The organism is Pedobacter terrestris (genome assembly GCF_052343045.1).
GTDB lineage: Bacteria > Bacteroidota > Bacteroidia > Sphingobacteriales > Sphingobacteriaceae > Pedobacter.
Window position 1 is genome coordinate 682,405 of record NZ_CP180264.1, and the last position, 17,496, is coordinate 699,900.

Consider the following 17,496-nt stretch of genomic DNA (forward strand, 5'->3'; position numbering starts at 1 on the left):
GTTATAGATAAAAATTCATTCATTAACAACACACCAATACAACACATATGAAACGCTTAATTTTAACAGCACTAATGGTAAGTGGACTTGCCGGTGCTATGGCTTCAAAAGTTTCTGCACAAACAGATTCGTCTACAGTAGATTCTACAATGCATAAAAAAACAAAAGGTTTTTCTTTTACCATGAAAATAAACCGTGGCAAAAAGGAACAGGATTCTGCGAAGATTGCCAATGCCAATAAAGGCCGTTTTATAGGCGGTATTACTTTTACGCGGATTGATTTAGGCTTCTCCAGATTGATTGATAACGGAAGCTTTAACTTGTCTCCAAATAACGATTTTCTAGATTATAAAGGCGGTAAAACCAGCACATTTTCTTTTGATATTCTTCAGTTCGGTTACCGGTTTAACTCAAATTTTAAGGTATATGTTGCCGGTGGATTTGACTGGACGTTGATTCGTTTGCGCGATAACATTACCATTCAGAAAAACTCACCAACTTTATCATACATTGATGAGCCGATAATCTTTTCAAAAAACAGATTCTCTAGCAGTTATGTGCATATTCCATTAAATTTTGAAATCCGTACAAAAGAAAACAACAGAGGAAAAAGATTTTATTTTATTCTGGGGCCAGAAGTTAGCTTTTTGTTAAACGGGAAAATTAAACAAATTAGCGATGAACGTGGTAAAGAAAAACAATATGACAATTACCATTTTCAATCGGTTAGATACGGTGGTACTTTCAGATTGGGTTATGGCGGCTTTGGTTTATTCACCAAATACTATTTCAACGATATGTTTACTACTCCGGCACAAGCAGGTTTGAAAAATATGAGTTTCGGTGTAACGTTCGGATTAAATTAATACCCCTAAATCCTTAAAGGGGATTTGATTACGACAGCACACAAATAAACAGATCCTGTTTCGGTTAGGCGAGACAGGATTTTTTGTTCAGTGCTTATTAAAAGTTCGGCGCTGTATTTACTATACCCTTGTAATTTTGCTTTCAGCTTTAGTCTTTCTGCTATAAGCTTATTCACTATCTTTACCACGTGAGCAATATCCTAATCAGCGTTAAAAATTTAACCAAACAATATCTGGCAGAACAGGCCGGCGGCATTAAAAATGTAAGTTTCGACATTAAAAGAGGCGATGTAGTGGCTATAATTGGCGAAAGCGGAAGTGGGAAATCAACCTTGCTGAAATCCATTTACGGGTTGTTAAAAACTGATGAAGGCGAAATCTTTTTCGAAGATCAAAGGGTTAAAGGTCCGGATGAACAACTGATTCCCGGCCACAAGCAGATGAAAATGGTTACTCAGGACTTTTCGCTGAATATTTATGCCAAAGTGTACGATAATATCGCTTCACAATTGTCCAATACCGATTTGAAAAGTAAGGCAGAGAAAACGATCCGTATGATGGAACATTTGCGTATTTCTCACCTGCAAAACAAAAAGATTATTGAATTAAGCGGTGGCGAACAACAACGTGTAGCCATAGCAAAGGCGATGATTGCAGATACACAGGTATTGTTATTAGACGAGCCTTTTAGTCAGGTTGATGCGCTGTTAAAAAATCAGTTGCGTGCCGATATTAAACGTATTGCTGCAGAAACTGGTGTTACAGTGATTTTAGTATCGCATGATCCCGCAGATGGTTTGTTTCTGGCCGATCAGTTACTGATCCTCAAAAATGGCGAACTTTTACAGACCGGAAAACCATCCGATATTTATCAAAAACCGAAGCACATTTATACTGCTCAAATTTTAGGAAATGCCGTTTTATTAAGCAAAGCCGATGCAGAAAAAATTGGATTGAAAACCAGCAAGGAATCTGTAGTTTTTTACCCCGAATGGGCCGAAATTAATGGAAGCTGGAGAAGTAGAAGGTTCGAGGTGAGAGATGTGTATTATAAAGGCTTTTATGACGAACTGTTGTTAGAAAGGAATGGTGTTAATATCCGGGCTTTACAACTGAATCGTGGCGAACTGAAAAAAAATGATCACGTTCAAATTAGTATTAATCATTTCTTGGAGTTTTAATGCAGGTTGATCATCTGCAATTATAGTTGCAATTTCTAGTTTTTTACAAAAAGTTATAAGTGTACTTATAACTTTTTGTAAAATCCGGCTACAGTAAGTTTTCTAATTCTTAGAAAAAACCAAACGTTAGCCAGACTTGCTTACCTAATAAAGTCGCTTTATATCTTAACCAAAACTTATCCTTATTAGGAGTCAATTTTATTGCTGAGATCTTACCAAAACAATTTTTACGCGGGTTCTGGTAGTTGGTGTTAATGGATAGGATGATTTATCTGATCTTTGCAGGTCAATTTCTAACGTCTTACTTTGCTTGTCTACCAAATAACTATAAGAATCAAGGTTGTATACGTTCGGGATTTGTTCGTAAGTATCGTTATCTCCTCTCGAGATGTAGACTAATATTCCGTCATCTTCAAATGTTGCGCCGTCAAGTACATCAGAGATATTAATTATTGAATAAAGTGTTATACCGTCCACATCTGCAGTCCAGTTGCTGGGATTGATGTAGGTGATAATAGTTCTGTTTGGAATGTTCTGAACAATTGTGTCTTTCTTGCAAGAGGCTAAACCTAGTGTGGCAATGCAAAGCATTAGGATAGTAAGTTTTTTCATGATGATTAGTTTTATTTGTGTGTTATCAGCCTTAATACAAAACTGTTGCCAAAAAATGGCAATATGACTTCTTTGTGGATTAATATTTGTGTAATAAATTCCATACACTGATAAAAACCTTTTTTAAACGCTATGAGAGTATTTTTCCGGATTCTGCCTTGGCTTATTTTAATTGTTGCTGCTTACTTTTTCTTTTCAAAAAAATTTAGCATCAATACATCTGTAGAAAGCAAACATCAGATATTAGTGGAGAAAATTGAAGCCATTGGCAAATTAGAATTGGTCAGATATCAGCTAAGTGATGTTCTAGAACATAAGAATAAAACCGATTTTTTGCCCGAAGCAAGCGTTTTACTGATCATTAAGGCTGATGCTGTAGGTTGTATCGATCTGACCAAAATTACGCGAGATGATATTGAGATAGATGCCGACACTGCTGTAGTAAATTTACCACAGCCAGAAATTTGTTATGTAAAAATTGACCATAAAAAATCGCGTGTTTACGATACGAAGATGGCTTTTTTTCGCGAAGCAGGATTAGTTGATGAAGCATATAAAGCGGCAGAAAAACAAATCACTGCAGAAGTAAAAAAATCGGATATTCTGGCGCAAACCAAAACCAATGCTTTAAATGTTTTAAAACCTATTATTGAAGGTTTAGGTTATAAAAGTGTTAGGTTGACTTTCAATTAGATTTTAGCTAAATTTACCGCAAAGGCTCGAAGCATTATTTTTAAACATCAACACTTTGGACTTTCAATCTCCTGACAGTGGACTTTTCTTATATAAAATCTTTGCGGTGCGGGTTAAAAACATCGATTAATAGACCTTCTTCCAAACACACCACACCATGGAAAACCAGAGTAGGAGCAAAGAAAACATCGCCTTTGGTTAATACTTTTTTATCATCGCCCATTGTTACTTCAAAACTGCCTTCTGCAACATAGCTCATTTGTAAATGTGGGTGATTGTGTATTGTACCTATAGCACCTTTGTTAAAATGAACTTTAACCAGCATAAGATTATCATCATAAGCCATAATCTTTCGTTTTACGCCATCGCCAAGATCTTCCCAATCCATGTCGTTGTCGGCAATTAAGGTTTTGTTGGTTAATTCTTTGTAGTTCATTTTTTATTGATTCCGTTATGTTGAGCTTATTGAAACACTTCAACAAGCTCAACGCAACAATAGTAAGTGTATTGAATGTTTTCCGTCAATATTCTGTGTGCTCCGTTGTTAAAACCTTAAACCAAGTATTCAAATAAAGTCTGATCCTGGTTCAGTTCAATTACATCAAACTTAAATTCCTTAAGGCGTTTTAAAATCCCTGCATAATCGTCTTTATTGGTGAGCTCTATACCAACCAAAGCAGGACCATTTTCTTTATTTGTTTTTTTGATAAATTCGAAACGGGTAATATCATCATGCGGACCCAAAACCTCGTTTACAAAAAGTTTTAACGCTCCGGGGCGTTGTGGAAAGCGCACTATGAAATAATGTTTTAGACCTTCAAACAAGAGCGATTTTTCTTTAATCTCTTGCATGCGCTCAATATCGTTATTGCCGCCACTAATGATGCAAACCACGGTTTTGCCAACAATCTGATCTTTAATTTGCTCTAAAGCCGATACAGACAATGCGCCTGCAGGTTCTACCACAATAGCATCTTCGTTGTAGAGTTTCAGAATTGTGGTGCAGATTTGTCCTTCCGGTATTAAATACGTAGAACTCAACAGTTCTTTACAATATTGATACGTAATCCAGCCCATTCTTTTTACCGCTGCGCCATCTACAAAACGTTCAATATTCTCAACAGTTATTGGGCCACCATTTTTCAAAGCTTCGCTTAAAGATGGAGCGCCCATAGGTTCTACACCAAAAATCTTGACTTCTGGTTTAACCGTTTGTAAATATGCACTAACGCCGGCAGCCAAGCCACCGCCGCCAACAGGTACAACAATGGCGTCTATATCTGGCAAATCCTCGTAAACTTCCATTGCAACTGTTGCCTGGCCTTCAATTACCTTTTCATCATCAAAAGGAGGGATAAACGTAGATGATTTTTCCTCGCAGTAAATCAAAGCCTCTTTTAAACAATCGTCAAAAGTATCACCTACCAAAACAATTTCGATATTGTCGCCACCAAACATGGTTACTTGTTTAATCTTTTGTTTAGGTGTGATCTCAGGCATAAAGATTACGCCTTTAATGTTTAACTTTTTGCAGGAATAGGCCACACCCTGCGCATGATTGCCAGCGCTTGCACATACGATTCCATTTCTTAATGCTTCTTTATTTAAAGCGCTAATTTTATTGTAGGCACCGCGTAATTTGTACGAACGTACAATTTGTAAATCCTCTCTTTTAAGATAAATATTCGCATTATATTTTAACGATAGTCCTGCATTAAATTCAAGTGGAGTACGTTTTACAACGCCTGCCAAGGTTTTAAAAGCGCTTTCAAAATCGAAAGTGTTTTTTAAGGTGTTATTCATTTTTTTTAATGTCAAGTTTTCGTAACAGGCTTTGTTTTACCTGTATTATTTAGAAAAGCAATGTTCGGTGCTTTTCGGTGGCTGCAGCCCTGATATTCGTTACAATCCCCCCGATGAAAAATCGGGAGATTTTCACTGCTATCAGGTTTAGATTGCAGGGTAAGAATGTAAACCGCTCTTTGCTTTTCGCTCTCCGCTCTTACGCCAGATGCATAGCAACCAGCTGTTTTAAATCTTCGTCATTGATTCCTTGTTTACTATCGGCAAGAACCAGGAATTGTTTGTAAACAATGTCTAATTCTTCTTTCTCCAATTTGTGGCCAATGCGGTCTAAATGATGTTTCAATGCATGGCGGCCACTTCTAGCGGTTAATACAATTGTAGCATCAGGAAAACCAACATCTTCAGGTTTGATGATTTCATAATTCTCGCGGTTTTTTAAGAAACCATCCTGGTGAATACCAGAACTGTGAGAAAATGCATTTCCACCTACAATTGCTTTGTTTGGTTGTACAGGCATATTCATCTGGTTGCGAACCATATGGCTAATGTCATAAAACTGGGTAGCATCAATCTGAGTGTTTAAACCCAATACTTTATGCGTTTTCAAAATCATGACCACTTCTTCCATAGAAGTATTTCCGGCGCGCTCACCAATCCCATTAATGGTACATTCTACCTGGCGGGCACCATTTTGCAAACCTGCAATAGAATTTGCTGTGGCCAAACCCAAATCGTTGTGGCAATGAACAGAAATAATGGCCTGATCGATATTGCTTACATTTTCTTTAAGAAATAAGATTTTAGAACCGTATTGATCCGGAAGGCAATATCCATTTGTATCTGGAATATTAACCACGGTTGCACCAGCAGCAATTACAGCCTGAATCATTTTTGCAAGAAATTCAATATCGGCTCTGCCGGCATCTTCAGCATAAAACTCTACGTCTTCTACATATTTCTTTGCATATTTTACAGCATCAACTGCACGTTCCAGGATTTCATCGCGGGTACTGTTGAATTTATGTTTGATGTGGAAATCTGACGAACCAATTCCGGTGTGGATACGCGGGCGTTTAGCATACCGCAAGGCATCTGCAGCCACATCGATATCATTTCTGTTGGCACGGGTAAGTGCACAGATAATCGGATCATTTACTGCTTTAGACAGTTCAATTACGCTATTAAAATCGCCGGGACTAGAAACCGGAAATCCGGCTTCAATGACATCTACACCTAAAAGTTCAAGTGATTTAGCGATTTCTACTTTTTGGTTTGTATCTAACTGGCAACCTGGTACCTGTTCTCCGTCACGCAATGTCGTGTCGAAAATATAAACTTTGTTCGGATCGTGAATCATAATCTTGTGTTTAGGAGTTTACTAATTTTTGAGATAAGAATTTTAACACCAGTTTGCCCATTTCTGCAGTGCCCAAAACGTTGAATCTATTGGTATTTTGATCGGCAATGTCATTGGTTCTGTATCCTTCTTTTAATACCTGGTCTATCGTATCAACCAACAGTTTGGCTTCTTCTTTTAAGCCGAAACCAATTTCCAAAAGCAAAGCTGAGGATAGGATAGAGGCGAGCGGATTGGCCAGATCTTTACCTGCAATATCATGTGCAGAACCGTGTATTGGTTCATAAAAACCTGTTAAGTCGCCAACTGATGCAGAAGCAAGCATGCCCATAGAACCGGCAATTTGCGATGCTTCATCGGTTAAAATATCGCCGAATAGATTGGCGGTTAATACCACATCAAATTTCTTCGGATTTTTGATTAACTGCATGGCTGCATTGTCAATAAACATGTGTTCTGTTTCTACTTCCGGATATTGTTTGGCGATTTCCTGTACTGTTTCGCGCCATAAACGAGAACTTTCCAGCACGTTTGCTTTATCTACAGAACATAATTTTTTACTTCTTTGCTGTGCAGCCTGAAAAGCTTTATGAGCAATTCGCTCCACTTCGTAACGGTGATAAATCATCAAATCAGAAGCAGTATTGCGATCCTCGGAGCGGGTTTTTTCGCCAAAATAGACATCGCCTGTCAACTCGCGGAAAAACAAAATATCTGTTCCCTGCAAAATTTCTGGTTTAATGCTTGATGCCTGAAGAAGTTCATCAAATAGTAATATCGGGCGGAGATTGGCAAAAAGACCTAATTCTTTACGGATTTTTAATAAACCTTGTTCTGGTCTTACTTTTAAACTCGGGTCATTATCGTACTTAGCGTGTCCAACTGCGCCGAATAAAATGGCGTCACTTTTCTTTGCTTTTTCCAGTGTTTCATCCGGAAGCGGATTTCCAGTTGCTTCAATGGCAACGTGCCCCATTAAAGCTTCATCAAACGTAAATTCGTGGCCAAATGCTGATGCAATCTGTTCTAAGGCTGCTTTCCCCCAGGCGGTCACTTCCGGGCCAATACCATCTCCAGGTATTACTAAAATGTTCTTCTTCATTATTAAACGCTTTCTAGTATGTTTTCGACGACTTTCACTTCGCCTTTTTCTAATAAAATTCTTTTTTCTATACAGGTAGGAAGTTGAGTTTCGAAATGCCCAACATAAATTATGGTCATTCCATTTTTACTCAGCTCATTTATTAATTGATTAAAATGTTGTGTTTGTTGCAAATCCAAACCCTGGCAAGGTTCATCTAAAACCAATAATTCTGGGTTTTTGATGATGGTTCTGGCCAATAAAGCCAAACGCTGTTTACCTAAGGGCAGAGAATTTAACAACTCGTTTTTCTCTGTTGTTAGTTCAAAATACTCCAGCAGTTCATCTACCTGGATTTTTTTTGAATAGGGCAATTGCTGAAAAAGCCCTACAGAATCGTAAAATCCAGAGGCAACGCTTTCCCAAACGGTTGCATTGCGATCAAAATACCAGTGAAATTCTGGTGAGATTAAACCAATCCTTTTTTTAATGTCCCAGATGCTTTCTCCCGATCCGCGTTTATTGCCGAATAAATAAATCTCATTCGCGTATGCCTGCGGATGATCGCCGTTAATTAAGCTCAACAAAGTTGATTTACCAGAACCGTTATGGCCCTGCAAAAGCCATTTTTCACCGGCTATAATTTCCCAGTTTACGTTTTTCAATACTTGATTATCTCCGTAACTGATGTTTACATTTTCCATGCGTACAATTTCTTTCGATGTATATGCAGGAGATTGCATCAGAAAATCTGGTAATACGCCAAGAATTTTATGCGGCAAAACAGAGGTGCTTTCAAAAGAACTTTTTTCGTGGATTTGTCCATTTTCTATCATCGCAAAGCGGTTGATGTTGATGGGCAATTCATCATCATTACAAATCAAAACCAAGGTTACGCCGGCACTACAAAGATCATCCAGAAGATCATTAAGATTTCTTCTTGAAGTTGCATCCAAACCGGTGTAAGGTTGATCAATGATCAACAACTGAGGTTTTAACCAAATGGCTTCAACAAGCTGTAATTTTTTATGCTCTCCGCTAGACAGTTCAATTAACTGAGCATGGCGAAAGGCAGAGAAGTTTAAAGCTTCTAAAATATACTCCAGATCTTTAATATCCAGCTGATGCGCAGCGCCGTATTTTTCGAGTTCTGCTTGTACAGTAAGTGTATCTTTCTGTTGTTTATGGTTGTAACGTTGCTGATAATAAAAATTGGCATCGCCTTCCAGGTTTTTAAACTGATACCAGCTAGATACAAACAAACATTGTGCAGGTAAGTTACTTTCAGTACAAAAGCGGATATCAATTATACCTTGATATTTCTCTTCACCGGTAATGGCTTTCGCCAATGCAGTTTTGCCGCTTCCACTGGCACCACCCAACAGCCAACTATCGCCACGGCAAATTTTCCAATTCAAGTTTTGCAACACCTTTTTTTGACGGTAATGCAAACTTAAACCAGAAATAGACACCAACGTTACATCGTCTAATGTTTGGTTTGGCGTATTTTTATTTTGGCTGTTGTCTGTCATTTTCTGCTATTTTTTATCAATAGGATTAACGTGCCTGTTCAAATTTTTCAATCAGGTTTTTCTGATTCAAAATAAAATCAATATCATCGTAACCATTAATCAGACACGATTTTTTATATGGATTAATTTCAAATTCTGCTTTCGCATCTGTTGCAATAATGGTTACCGTTTGGTTTTCCAGATCAATTTTTAAAGGTGTATCGGGATCTAATTCTACCGCTTTAAAAATTTGAGCCAAAAATTCATCACTTACCTGAATGGGTAAAAGGCCATTGTTCAATGCATTTCCTTTAAAAATATCGGCAAAAAAACTGCTGATTACGGTATCAAAACCCGCATCTTGAATGGCCCAGGCAGCATGCTCACGGCTACTGCCGCAACCGAAATTTTTTCCGGCAACCAATACTTTTCCACTATACGTCGGGTTGTTAAGTACAAAATCTGTTTTTGGTGTATTGTCGCTATTATAACGCCAATCCCGAAACAGGTTTTCGCCAAAACCATCACGCGTGGTTGCTTTTAAAAAACGAGCAGGTATAATCTGGTCGGTATCTATATTTTCAATCGGCAATGGTACAACCGATGATGTTAAAGTCTCAAATTTTTTCATTTTAATATTTTTTGTGTGCGTTTGGTAGCAAGTATGAGGTATCAAGTTTTTGGAATTGAAACCTAACGTCGCATATCTCTACGTTCAATCTCAAATTAGCTTTTCTTCACCGCTTTAATTCTCAATCTTCTGTAATCTGCAGTCCAGTTTCCATCTTTAAAAAGGGTCGGTTTCAACAAATCTACAGCAAGATTTTTTACTTGTTCAGCTTCTTCTTCAGTGAGGTTTTTAAACGCATGTTGTGCAAACTGATTGATCCACTCATACATTCCGTTTTCGCCTTTTAATGTTGTTGGACGATCAAATAACCAAATTTGTTCCACTTCAAAACGTGCTGCTTCAAGTAAAACAGCGTAATGGCTTACCGATGGGAAAAACCAAAAATTGGAGATTACGCGATGTTGAACACCAATGCTTTTCGCTGCCTCAGATATTGCTTCTGTAATGGATTTAATATTGTCTTTTCCACCAAATTCTGCCACTAAACGGCCTCCGGTTTTTAAACTTCTATAAACACCTTCCAGCAAATCTTGTTGGTTTTCAATCCAGTGGAATGTTGCATTGCTAAACACAGCATCAAATTCTGAATCAAATTCTAAAGCGGTTGCATCTTTTTGTTCGAAACTAAGCAAAGGGAATTTTTGCTTTGCCGAGCTGATCATTTCGGCAGATGCATCTATGCCTTTTACCGATGCGCCCAGTTCTGCAATTTGGCTGGCCAGATCGCCTGTTCCGCAACCTACATCCAAAATGTTTTCTCCATTTTGCGGCGCTAACCATTGCAGTACATCTGCTCCATAATCTGATACGAAGCGGTGTTTATCGTCATATACATTATTGTCCCAAAATATCTCTGGCATAATCTTTCCTCCTTTTGTTTATTTCATCATATTTCCAAATTCCTGTACCCGTTCGTAATGTTCAACTGTTGGGAAAGGATTATAGAAATGATGCAATAGTTTTTTCCAATCCTGATATTCTGCCGAATTGCGAAAACCTTCAGTATGTGCCTCCAGTGTTTCCCAGTTTACCAGCAAAATATATTTGTCCTCTTCTTCAATGCATTTTTGAAGCTGATGCGAAATGTATCCATCCATTGATGAAATGATTTGTCGTGCCGTATTAAATGCCTGTTCAAACTCTGTTGACAAACCTTTTTTAACGTTTAATACAGCTACTTCTAAAATCATTTTCAATTATGTTTTTTTTTTATTACAATTAAGCTTCTTCAAGCAATTCTCTTACGTCGGTAATTTTTCCGGTTACGGCTGCTGCTGCTGCTGTAAGCGGACTTACCAATAAAGTTCTGGCATTTGGCCCTTGTCTGCCTTCAAAGTTTCTGTTTGATGTAGACACACAATATTTTCCTGCCGGAATTTTATCTTCATTCATTCCTAAACATGCACTGCAACCGGGCTCGCGGAGCTGGAAACCTGCACTTTCAAAGATCTGATCCAAACCTTCCAGTTTTGCTTGCTGTTCTACTTGTTTAGAGCCAGGTACAATCCAAACGGTAACATTATCCGCTTTGCGTTTACCTTTTACAAATTCTGCAACTTCGCGTAGATCTTCAATTCTGGAGTTGGTACAACTGCCAATGAATACATAATCAACAGGTTTGCCAATCAGTGAAGCATCATCCTCAAACCCCATATAATTCAGGGCCTTCTGGTAAGACAATTGCTCGGTTTCTGGTTGTGCTTTAGTTGATGGAATAAGTTCTTTAATGCCCATCCCCATTCCTGGGTTTGTACCATAAGTAATCATTGGTGCAATATCTGCGGCCTCAAAAGTAAGTACGCGATCAAATTTTGCATCAGCATCACTGTATAGTGTTTTCCAGTAGGCAAGAGATTTATCCCATTCTTCACCTTTCGGTGCAAATGTTCTACCTTTAACATAATCGAAAGTGATTTGATCTGGTGCAATTAATCCGCCTCTTGCGCCCATTTCAATACTCATATTGCAAATGGTCATTCGCGCTTCCATGCTTAAAGATTCTATTGCAGAACCTGCATATTCAATAAAATAACCTGTACCACCAGCAGCAGAAATTTTTGCGATGATGTATAGGATGATATCTTTTGCCGTAACGCCTTTACTCAGCGTTCCGTTTACTTCAATTTTCATGGTTTTTGGTTTTTGCTGCAATAAACATTGCGTTGCGAAAACCTGTTCTACCTGCGAGGTTCCAATACCAAAGGCAATGGCTCCAAATGCGCCGTGAGTAGAGGTATGGCTATCTCCGCATACCATAGTTTTGCCCGGAAGCGTAATGCCCAACTCCGGACCAATTACATGTACAATACCTTGATAAGGATGACCTAAACCATACAATTCTATACCAAATTCTGCACAGTTTTTCGTTAACATATCTACCTGATAACGAGAGAGTTCTTCTTTAATCGGCAGAAGCTGATTTAAAGTAGGAACGTTGTGGTCTGCTGTAGCAACAGTTTGTTGTGGTCTGAAAACCGGAATACCACGTTTGCGAAGTCCATCAAATGCCTGCGGCGATGTAACTTCATGAATTAAATGCGTGTCGATGTATAAAATATCAGGAAAGCCTTCTTCGCTCTTTACAACATGTGCATCCCAAATTTTTTCTACTAATGTTTTTGACATCTTTTTATGTTAAGTTAGTTTCAAATCCCGGAGAAAAAATCTCCGGGATTTAATTGTTAGTATTAAGCAGTTTTAATCGATTTCATTGCAGTCATCGCTTTACGCAATTTATGGCCAATAACTTCTACTGGATGTGTACGAATTGCCTCGTTTACATCAATTAAGGTTCTGTTGTCTACACCAGCATCTTTACCTTCGTTAAAGTTTTTGCCTACTAAATCAGTATCAACAGATTTCATAAAATCGCCAAGAAGTGGTTTACAAGCCTGATCGAAAAGGTAACAGCCGTACTCTGCAGTATCAGAAATTACACGGTTCATTTCGAACAATTTTTTACGGGCAATTGTATTTGCAATCAGAGGTGTTTCGTGCAAGGATTCATAATATGCAGATTCTGGTTTGATACCCGCTTGTACCATGGTTTCAAAAGCCAATTCCACACCTGCACGTACAAAAGCAACCATTAGTAAATAGTTGTCGAAGTACTCTTGTTCTTCAATTTTTACATCTCCGGCGGGTGTTTTCTCAAAAGCAGTTTCTCCGGTTTCTGCTCTCCAGGCCAAAAGGTTTTTATCGCCATTTGCCCAATCTTCCATCATGGTTTTGCTAAATTCTCCGCTCATGATATCATCCTGATGTTTTTGGAACAACGGACGCATAATTATTTTCAGGTCTTCAGAAATTTCAAAAGCTTTGATTTTCGCAGGGTTGCTCAATCTATCCATCATGCCGGTAACACCACCATGTTTTAAAGCTTCTGTAATTACCTCAACACCATATTGAACAAGTTTTGATGCGTAACCCGCATCAATTCCTTTTTCAATCATTTTATCGAAAGAAAGGATAGAACCTGTTTGCAATAAACCACAAAGAATGGTTTGCTCGCCCATCAAATCAGATTTTACTTCGGCAACGAAAGAAGATTTCAGTACACCAGCTCTGTGGCCGCCAGTACCTACGCAATATGCTTTAGCTTGCTCTAAACCTTTACCTTCAGGATCGTTAACCGGGTGAACAGCAATAAGTGTTGGTACACCAAAGCCACGCACATATTCTGCACGTACTTCACTACCAGGACATTTTGGTGCCACCATAATTACGGTGATATCTTTACGGATTTGCATCCCTTCTTCTACAATGTTAAAGCCGTGCGAGTACAACAATGTTGAACCTTGTTTCATTAAAGGCATAACTGCATTTACAACAGCTGTATGTTGTTTATCTGGAGTGAGGTTAATTACGACATCGGCAGTTGGGATTAGCTCATCATAAGTACCAACTTTAAAATTATTATCTGTAGCATTTTTCCAGGAATCTCTTTTGCCTTCAATAGCTTCTTTACGTAATGCATAAGAGATATCTAAGCCACTATCTCTTAAATTTAAACCTTGATTCAATCCCTGCGCGCCGCATCCTACAATTACCAGTTTCTTGCCTTTTAAAGCGCTAACGCCATCAACAAATTCTGTATTGTCCATGAAATCGCAAACGCCCAATTGGTCCAGTTGTTCTCTAAGAGGTAATGTGTTAAAATAATTTGCCATTGTTTCTGTGGTTAATTTTCTAGTTTTATTATCAGTTATATATTTTCTTTTTTTAGAAGCAGTTTTCTGTGCGAATCAAGCCTCTATATCTGTTTCACTAAGATTTTCATTAAAGGTAATCTTATTGAAGAATGGGTCATTTACGGTTACAGCCCATGTTCCGTAAAAGGTCTTTTCCAAACCTGGCCTATTGTATTTATACCTTTTGTCTGTAATTGATTTATGAAAATCCTTTAAACCGTTGCAATTGATGTGTACGTGTGCACCAGGAGAACAATCGCCATGGTGTTCGCTCAAATGTAGCTTTATACCATCAAGAGATATTTGCAAATAAATCGGCGTGTTTTCTTCAAATTGATGCTTCCAATCGATTTTGAATCCCAAAAAATCTACGTAAAATTCGATTGCTTTAGCGTAATCGAACATTCTCAAAGTTGGTATTAGCTGGTTACATTTCATATTCATCAACCAATAGTACTTTACATTGTAAAAATTTTTTCTCCTTTGTCCAGAAATTCGTTCTCGATTAATTCCTCTCCTGGTTCAAAAGCTTCAAATTCTTTAAGTTTTTCATGGAAACCAGCGCTATCTTTAATAATCGCAACTCTTGCAGAGCGAACAAATTCAATCAACTCATAAGGTTCAAGTGCTTTTACCAAAGCATCGGTTTCTTCACGGTGGCCGGTAACTGCGAATACGGTATAATCTTTACGAATCACAACTGCACTTGCACCGAACTGTCTTAACAAACGTTCAACGGTAACTCTCTCGGCAATTTCATCTGTAGATACTTTATATAAAGCCAGTTCCTGCCAGATAATTTCGTCGTTCGTATTGAAATATACTTTAAGTACTTCAACCTGTTTTTCAATCTGGCGTGCAAGTTTGCGCACCACATCATAACTTTCGGTAATTACAATGTTGAAACGGTGAATGCCATCAATCTCAGAAGGAGAGGTGTTCAGGCTTTCGATATTAATTTTTCTTTTAGAAAAAATAATTGCAATTCTATTCAATAGCCCGATGCGGTTTTCAGCGTATACAGTTATTGTATATTCTTGTTTACCGTCCAGATCGGCCTTATCTATTTTATATTCTAATGTATTTTCAGTGCTCATGATATTTCTTTTTAGTGTTGGTTGTGCCCGGATCTGACTTATTTAAGTCTAATTTCACTTACGCTGCTTCCTTGTGGTACCATGGGGAAAACATTGTTTTCGCGGCCCACCATTACTTCTAAAAGATAAGCTCCATCGTGGTTGATCATTGTTTCCAGCGCTGTTTTTAGATTTTGTCTTTCGTCTACTTTCTGTGCTTCTATATAGTAAGATTTGGCTAATGCAACGAAATCCGGACTGGTGATGTTCACAAAAGAGTATCGTTTATCATGAAAAAGTTGTTGCCATTGGCGAACCATCCCCAAGAAGCGGTTATTTAAAATCAAGATTTTTACGGCAGCGCCAAATTGCATAATTGTACCCAATTCTTGCGGTGTCATCTGGAAACCACCATCACCAATAATAGCAATAACAGTTTTATCTGGAGAGCCATACTTAGCGCCGATAGCTGCAGGCAAACCGAAACCCATTGTTCCTAAGCCGCCAGAGGTAATGTTGCTGCGGGTATTGTTAAATTTTGCATAACGGCAAGCCACCATTTGATGTTGGCCAACATCTGTAACAATAATGGCATCACCACCACAAATTTCATTTATGTTGCGCATCACTTCACCCATAGTCATTTCCTCTCCGTCAGGATAAAGCTCTGGTGTAATCACCTGATCGATTTCTTCCTGATTGTACGAACGAAATTTAGCCAACCATTCCTGGTGTTGGTTTTCATTCACCAATTTGGTTAATAGTGGAAGCGTTTCTTTACAATCGCCCCAAACGCCAACGTCAGCCTTTACGTTTTTATCAATTTCTGCCGGGTCGATATCTAAATGAACAATTTTAGCTTGTTTGGCATATTTGTCTAATCTTCCGGTAACGCGGTCGTCAAAACGCATTCCGATAGCAATAATTACATCTGCTTCGTTGGTTAATACGTTTGGACCATAATTTCCGTGCATACCCAACATACCAACGTTTAAGGGGTGATCTGTCGGAATTGCACCTTCGCCCATAATGGTCCATGCAGCAGGAATACCTGTTTTGTCTATGAAATTTTTAAATTCCTCTTCGGCTTTTCCCAATACTACACCTTGTCCAAAAAGCACAAAAGGTTTTTTTGCATCATTAATTAATGATGCAGCCTGCTCGATAAATTCTGCGCGTACTTTCGGCTTAGGTCTGTAACTGCGGATGTGGTTACATTTTTCATAAGCCGGAAATTCTTCGACCTGTAATTGTGCATTTTTAGTGATATCAATTAAAACAGGTCCTGGTCTACCACTTTTGGCAATATAGAATGCTTTAGCAAGTACTTCTGGTATTTCTTTGGCATCTGTTACCTGATAATTCCACTTAGTAACTGGCGTAGTGATGTTAATGACATCAGTTTCTTGAAAAGCATCGGTTCCTAATAAGTGTGCAAATACCTGTCCGGTAATGCAAACAAGAGGCGTACTATCAATTTGTGCATCGGCCAAGCCTGTCACCAAGTTGGTAGCACCTGGACCGCTGGTCGCAAAACATACACCAACTTTGCCGCTGGCTCTTGCAAAACCTTGCGCTGCATGGATTCCGCCTTGTTCGTGGCGAACCAAAATGTGTTCCAATTGATCAGCATAATCATATAGTGCATCATAAATAGGCATGATTGCACCGCCTGGATAGCCGAAGATGGTGGTTACGCCTTCCTCAATTAAACCATTCAACAGAACTTGCGAACCCGTTCCTTTGAATAATGTTTTGGAGGTTTCTGCCTGTGCCTCCGTTTGAATTGTATCTTGTGCAGTTTCCATAGTTATTTTTTTGCGGTTCTTTATTCTTTTATTTTAAAGCCAATTCTCTCTCTGTCTTTCCACTTTATTTGAGCAATTTTTTCGTCTAAAAGATTTTCCATTGCATCGTAAAGTTCATTTAACTGAACGTCGTGTTCTCCTATGCGTGCTTTAATCTCTGTCAATTGTTCATTAATGTTGCTTTGCTTCAGCAGAATCCTGCGTACATCAACAAAAGCCCTCATTATGGCAATATTCATTGTAATTGCCTTTTCACTTTTTAAAACTCCACTAAGCATTGCAATACCTTGTTCGGTAAATGCGTAGGGCATTTTTCTAGCACCACCCCAACTTGATATCACAGTTTGTGATATCAAGTTGGGGTGGTGCGTTGTCAGAATTTTTGACGAACCGGCATCGATATTATCGATTTGAAATTTTAATCTTTCAAACTCCTCTTTTGTAAGTTGAAACATAAAATCTTCAGGGAAACGTTTAATGTTGCGTTTAACTGCCTGGTTCAATACTCTTGTTTCTACTTCATAAAGCGATGCCAGATCAAAATCTAACATGACTCTTTCACCCCTAATAGTATAAATTCTACTTTCAATGCTTCTGATCGTGTGCATAGTGTATGTTTTAAATTAATTTATAGTCAGAAGGGATGACTGTAGGGGCTGGTCTGTATCCACAAACCTGAAGTGC

General features: G+C 38.3%; 18 protein-coding genes. 3 read left to right on the forward strand and 15 right to left on the reverse strand.

Annotated elements, in window-relative coordinates:
• The first annotated feature begins 47 nt into the window (after positions 1–47).
• Positions 48–866, forward strand: a complete 819-nt coding sequence (locus ACJVDH_RS02985; protein ID WP_443946089.1) for an outer membrane beta-barrel protein — start codon at positions 48–50, stop codon at positions 864–866.
• Between the two features lie 188 nt (positions 867–1,054).
• Complete coding sequence (locus ACJVDH_RS02990) at positions 1,055–2,047, forward strand: ABC transporter ATP-binding protein (RefSeq protein ID WP_443946090.1); 993 nt, start codon at positions 1,055–1,057, stop codon at positions 2,045–2,047.
• Between the two features lie 198 nt (positions 2,048–2,245).
• Here ACJVDH_RS02990 and ACJVDH_RS02995 read toward each other — a convergent pair whose 3' ends face one another.
• Positions 2,246–2,659: a hypothetical protein gene (locus ACJVDH_RS02995; RefSeq protein ID WP_443946091.1), complete on the reverse strand. Its 414-nt coding sequence runs from the start codon at positions 2,657–2,659 to the stop codon at positions 2,246–2,248.
• Positions 2,660–2,791: 132 nt separating this feature from the next.
• On the opposite strand from ACJVDH_RS02995, the gene ACJVDH_RS03000 reads away from it, so the two are divergent.
• Positions 2,792–3,352: a DUF4230 domain-containing protein gene (locus ACJVDH_RS03000; RefSeq protein WP_443946092.1), complete on the forward strand. Its 561-nt coding sequence runs from the start codon at positions 2,792–2,794 to the stop codon at positions 3,350–3,352.
• 88 nt (positions 3,353–3,440) lie between these two features.
• On the opposite strand, the gene ACJVDH_RS03005 is transcribed toward ACJVDH_RS03000, so the two are convergent.
• The 14 genes from ACJVDH_RS03005 to ACJVDH_RS03070 all read right to left on the reverse strand — a co-directional run bounded on the left by ACJVDH_RS03005 (position 3,441) and on the right by ACJVDH_RS03070 (position 17,420).
• Positions 3,441–3,788 carry a cupin domain-containing protein gene (locus ACJVDH_RS03005; protein ID WP_443946093.1) on the reverse strand — a complete coding sequence of 116 codons (348 nt, stop codon included), beginning with the start codon at positions 3,786–3,788 and terminating at the stop codon, positions 3,441–3,443.
• Between the two features lie 116 nt (positions 3,789–3,904).
• The gene (gene ilvA / locus ACJVDH_RS03010) at positions 3,905–5,155 is read right to left on the reverse strand and encodes a threonine ammonia-lyase IlvA (protein ID WP_443946094.1); all 1,251 of its coding nucleotides are present in this window, start codon (positions 5,153–5,155) and stop codon (positions 3,905–3,907) included.
• A 199-nt stretch (positions 5,156–5,354) separates the two neighbouring features.
• Positions 5,355–6,515 (reverse strand): 2-isopropylmalate synthase, encoded by a 1,161-nt coding sequence (locus ACJVDH_RS03015; protein WP_443946095.1) that lies wholly within the window; start codon positions 6,513–6,515, stop codon positions 5,355–5,357.
• A 10-nt stretch (positions 6,516–6,525) separates the two neighbouring features.
• A complete protein-coding gene (gene leuB, locus ACJVDH_RS03020; protein WP_443946096.1) occupies positions 6,526–7,617 on the reverse strand; it encodes a 3-isopropylmalate dehydrogenase in 1,092 nt (363 codons plus the stop codon).
• 2 nt (positions 7,618–7,619) lie between these two features.
• A complete protein-coding gene (locus ACJVDH_RS03025) occupies positions 7,620–9,128 on the reverse strand; it encodes an ATP-binding cassette domain-containing protein (protein ID WP_443946097.1) in 1,509 nt (502 codons plus the stop codon).
• 25 nt (positions 9,129–9,153) lie between these two features.
• Positions 9,154–9,738, reverse strand: coding sequence for a 3-isopropylmalate dehydratase small subunit (leuD, locus tag ACJVDH_RS03030; protein ID WP_443946098.1), 585 nt, complete (start codon positions 9,736–9,738; stop codon positions 9,154–9,156).
• Between the two features lie 95 nt (positions 9,739–9,833).
• Positions 9,834–10,598, reverse strand: coding sequence for a class I SAM-dependent methyltransferase (locus ACJVDH_RS03035; protein WP_443946099.1), 765 nt, complete (start codon positions 10,596–10,598; stop codon positions 9,834–9,836).
• Between the two features lie 18 nt (positions 10,599–10,616).
• Positions 10,617–10,928 (reverse strand): antibiotic biosynthesis monooxygenase family protein, encoded by a 312-nt coding sequence (locus tag ACJVDH_RS03040; protein ID WP_443946100.1) that lies wholly within the window; start codon positions 10,926–10,928, stop codon positions 10,617–10,619.
• 28 nt (positions 10,929–10,956) lie between these two features.
• Positions 10,957–12,363, reverse strand: a complete 1,407-nt coding sequence (gene leuC / locus ACJVDH_RS03045; protein WP_443946101.1) for a 3-isopropylmalate dehydratase large subunit — start codon at positions 12,361–12,363, stop codon at positions 10,957–10,959.
• A gap of 62 nt (positions 12,364–12,425) precedes the next feature.
• The gene (gene ilvC, locus ACJVDH_RS03050) at positions 12,426–13,907 is read right to left on the reverse strand and encodes a ketol-acid reductoisomerase (protein WP_443946102.1); all 1,482 of its coding nucleotides are present in this window, start codon (positions 13,905–13,907) and stop codon (positions 12,426–12,428) included.
• 75 nt (positions 13,908–13,982) lie between these two features.
• Positions 13,983–14,372 carry a glyoxalase superfamily protein gene (locus ACJVDH_RS03055; RefSeq protein ID WP_443946103.1) on the reverse strand — a complete coding sequence of 130 codons (390 nt, stop codon included), beginning with the start codon at positions 14,370–14,372 and terminating at the stop codon, positions 13,983–13,985.
• Between the two features lie 14 nt (positions 14,373–14,386).
• Positions 14,387–15,025 carry an acetolactate synthase small subunit gene (gene ilvN, locus ACJVDH_RS03060; RefSeq protein WP_443946104.1) on the reverse strand — a complete coding sequence of 213 codons (639 nt, stop codon included), beginning with the start codon at positions 15,023–15,025 and terminating at the stop codon, positions 14,387–14,389.
• A 38-nt stretch (positions 15,026–15,063) separates the two neighbouring features.
• Entirely contained in the window at positions 15,064–16,812 is a 1,749-nt protein-coding gene (ilvB, locus tag ACJVDH_RS03065; protein WP_443946105.1) for a biosynthetic-type acetolactate synthase large subunit, read from the reverse strand.
• A 20-nt stretch (positions 16,813–16,832) separates the two neighbouring features.
• Positions 16,833–17,420 (reverse strand): ORF6N domain-containing protein, encoded by a 588-nt coding sequence (locus ACJVDH_RS03070; protein WP_443946106.1) that lies wholly within the window; start codon positions 17,418–17,420, stop codon positions 16,833–16,835.
• Between the last annotated feature and the right edge of the window lie 76 nt (positions 17,421–17,496).